We start from the raw sequence: 3,373 nt of genomic DNA on the forward strand, positions 1-3,373 counted from the left end.
AACGAGTAACTTTTGTTGGGTCAACGATACCGCTGTCGACCATGTTTACCCACTCGCCAGTTGCTGCGTTGAATCCTACGCCGACTTGCTCGCCTTTCAGACGCTCAACGATGATGGATCCTTCAAGGCCAGCATTGTGGACGATTTGGCGAACTGGCTCCTCTAGTGCGCGAAGCACGATGGAAGCACCTGTTGCTTCGTCGTCAGAAAGCTCAAGAGATTCAACAGCATGTAAGATGTTGACTAGAGCTGTACCACCACCAGCGACGATACCTTCTTCTACCGCTGCTCGAGTAGAGTTCAGGGCGTCTTCGATGCGTAGTTTACGCTCTTTCAATTCTGTTTCTGTCGCTGCGCCAACTTTGATGACAGCTACGCCGCCAGAAAGTTTCGCAAGGCGCTCTTGTAGTTTTTCTTTGTCGAATTCAGAAGTGGATTCTTCTGCTTGGGCACGGATTTGAGCAACACGGGAAGAGATTTGCTCAGGGTTTCCTGCGCCTTCAACAATTGTAGTGTTTTCTTTTGTAATAACCGCTTTAGACGCGCGTCCAAGCTGATCAATTGTTGCATTCTTCAATTCAAGACCAAGGTCTTCTGTGATCACTTGGCCACCAGTTAGTGTTGCAATGTCTTCAAGCATTGCTTTACGACGGTCACCGAACCCTGGAGCTTTAACCGCTACAGCATTGAATGTACCGCGTAGTTTGTTCACAACTAGTGTTGCAAGTGCTTCGCCTTCTACGTCTTCAGAGATCAATAGTAAAGGCTTGGATTGTTGTACTACTTGCTCAAGGACAGGAAGAACTTCTTGAATGTTGTTGATCTTCTTGTCAGTGATTAGGATGTACGGATCTTCAAGAACCGCTTCCATTTTATCTTGGTCAGTAACCATGTAAGGAGAAGCGTATCCACGGTCGAACTGCATACCTTCAACCACTTCTAGCTCTGTGTTGAATCCTTTAGATTCTTCGATTGTAATAACGCCGTCGTTTCCTACGCGTTCCATTGCTTCAGCAATAAGCTGTCCAACTTCATTATCAGAAGCTGAGATCGAAGCAACCTGAGAAATAGACTCACGGCCTTCGATTGGTTTAGAGATTTTACGTAGCTCTTCCGTCGCTACTTCTGTCGCTTTTTCGATACCGCGGCGGATACCTACTGGGTTCGCACCAGATGTAACGTTTTTAAGACCTTCACGGATCATCGCTTGTGCAAGGACAGTCGCTGTAGTTGTACCGTCACCCGCTACATCGTTTGTTTTAGAAGCAACTTCAGATACAAGCTGTGCACCCATGTTTTCGAAGTGGTCTTCAAGCTCGATTTCTTTTGCGATTGTCACACCATCGTTTGTGATCAGTGGAGAACCGAATTTTTTATCTAGAACGACGTTACGTCCTTTTGGTCCTAGTGTTACTTTTACTGCATTTGCTAATGTATCGACACCACGAAGCATCGCGCGGCGTGCGTCTTCACTAAACTTAATTTCTTTAGCCATTAAAAATGCCCTCCTTATTAATATCGTATCGATTCATTTATAAGTATTTTTAGTAGAGGCTTATTGAATGACAGCCAATACGTCTGATTCACGAAGAATCAAGTATTCGTTGCCTTCAAACTTCACTTCAGTACCAGCGAATTTAGAGTAGATTACGCGGTCGCCTTGTGCGACTTCCAGTGCGACTTTTTCTCCGTTATCCGTGATACGGCCTGTACCAACAGCGACAACTTTACCTTCTTGCGGCTTTTCCTTCGCAGAATCCGGAAGTACGATACCGCTCGCAGTAGTCTGCTCTTCTTCAACTAGTTCAATAACAATACGATCACCAAGTGGCTTTAACAATTAGGACACCCTCCTTGATAAGGTTAAATTCGATTTTTTGTCGTTTATTAGCACTCGATGTTGTTGAGTGCTAACACAATTCTTATCATAATCAATTCAGGTCCGTTTTTCAAGTAGAAAAGTTATTATTTTTCTCATCTTTTTTCGACAAAAAACCTACATCAACCCCTTATGCTTACTTGTGGTTTTAAAACTATGATAAAATACATAAAGTATCCATTATGAGAGTTATATCTTGCGGCATGGAAGAGCTTCCATCCGCTGATTTTGTATCTACCTATATAGAAGGACGTGAATGTATTGCCTAAGCGCTATTGGTACATCATCATGACATATGTAATTGCCCAGCTTTCTGCGCTCCTCGGAGTCCCGCTTCTCCAAAATATGGGGTTGAGTGATTTCGATGCGATTGCGGTCTGGTCGGTGATCAGCTTCACGATTGCGACCATCATTATTCTGCTTATGCTTAAACCGGATATCAAGGAAGCCTCAATGAGTCGGGACGCTTCCGGCCCAGGCGGCATCATCCTCTGGTCGATCGCGGGTGTGTTTCTTGCTTTATTTGCTCAAGGAATTGCGGCTGCGATTGAGTCGAACATCTTTGGCATCCCGCCAGGATCAGAAAATACGATGGGCTTGATGGAGATTGCGCGTGAATCACCGCTCTTCATTTTATTACCAGTCTTATTTGCACCAATCACGGAGGAGATTATTTTCCGTAAAGTCATCTTTGGTTCGATTTATGAACGGACGAACTTCTGGGTGGCCGTGCTCTTCTCCGCCCTAATCTTCGGTGCTTTTCACTTTGACTTTAAGCACATGTTAGTCTACTTCTCCATGGGAGTGGTATTCGCCTTCCTATACGTCAAAACAAAACGAATTATTACACCAATCGTGGCTCACATGGCGATGAACTCGTTTGTCGTTGTCACGCAGTACTTCCTTGATGAAGAGGATATCCGACGGATGCAGGAACAATTGGAAACCATTTTTATTGGAGGTCTTTTTTAATATGAGAACTTCACCACTATTTATGGCTTTCCTCTACTTCGGATTGGGTCTGGCCTTTACGTATATCGCTGCCCAGGCGGTAGAGGACACCATCTGGAACGCAATTACGATCCTATTGTCGATCATTGCGACCTTCAACATTGCTGTTGCGATCCGCCTCGTCAACCTGCAGCGCCGCATTCAGAAATCAAAAGATAAATAATTAGCGAAAACCTCCAGGTTAGCCTCTCGAGGTTGGAGTTGGGTAACACCCCTTTAATAGAAGTATAAAAAAACGCAGGAGCGACTCCTGCGTTTTTCTTATGCTTGTTTTTGGCTCGATTCATCCTCATCATCCTGGACCCCTTTTAATATGAAAGAGAACGGCAAAGCAACCAGCAGTACGATGGCGGAAACTAAGAAGGCTTCATTTAATGTCTGCAGTGTCGCCGCCTGCATATCAACATCGGGTGCAGCCGAAACTTGGGCACGTCTCACTTCATAGTAAATGGAGAAAAATACGATCCCTAAGGAAGAGGAAAT

At 44.7% G+C, this 3,373-nt stretch carries 4 protein-coding genes and 1 pseudogene; 2 read left to right on the forward strand and 3 right to left on the reverse strand.

Going from position 1 to position 3,373, the window contains the following annotated elements; translation table 11 throughout:
* Positions 1 to 1,495 (reverse strand): chaperonin GroEL (gene groL / locus LD39_RS09930; RefSeq protein WP_035545754.1); only part of this gene is annotated, 1,495 nt, incomplete at its 3' end.
* A 60-nt stretch (positions 1,496 to 1,555) separates the two neighbouring features.
* On the reverse strand, positions 1,556 to 1,840 hold the full coding sequence (gene groES / locus LD39_RS09935) for a co-chaperone GroES (protein WP_035545757.1): 285 nt from the start codon (positions 1,838 to 1,840) through the stop codon (positions 1,556 to 1,558).
* Positions 1,841 to 2,140: 300 nt separating this feature from the next.
* On the opposite strand from groES, the gene LD39_RS09940 reads away from it, so the two are divergent.
* Together LD39_RS09940 and LD39_RS09945 are read left to right on the forward strand one after the other, a co-directional pair.
* Entirely contained in the window at positions 2,141 to 2,851 is a 711-nt protein-coding gene (locus tag LD39_RS09940; RefSeq protein ID WP_035545760.1) for a CPBP family intramembrane glutamic endopeptidase, read from the forward strand.
* 1 nt (position 2,852) lies between these two features.
* Positions 2,853 to 3,053, forward strand: coding sequence for a YdiK family protein (locus tag LD39_RS09945; RefSeq protein ID WP_035545762.1), 201 nt, complete (start codon positions 2,853 to 2,855; stop codon positions 3,051 to 3,053).
* Positions 3,054 to 3,151: 98 nt separating this feature from the next.
* Here LD39_RS09945 and LD39_RS23075 read toward each other — a convergent pair.
* Positions 3,152 to 3,373 (reverse strand): annotated as a pseudogene (locus tag LD39_RS23075) (MFS transporter); the annotation flags it as partial.

It is taken from the genome of Halobacillus sp. BBL2006, assembly GCF_000786645.1.
Lineage (GTDB): Bacteria > Bacillota > Bacilli > Bacillales > Halobacillaceae > Halobacillus.

Coding starts and splice junctions, on each gene's coding strand:
- LD39_RS09945 (WP_035545762.1), top strand. CDS start 2,853: ATGAGAACTTCACCACTATTTATGGCTTTCCTCTACTTCGGATTGGGT.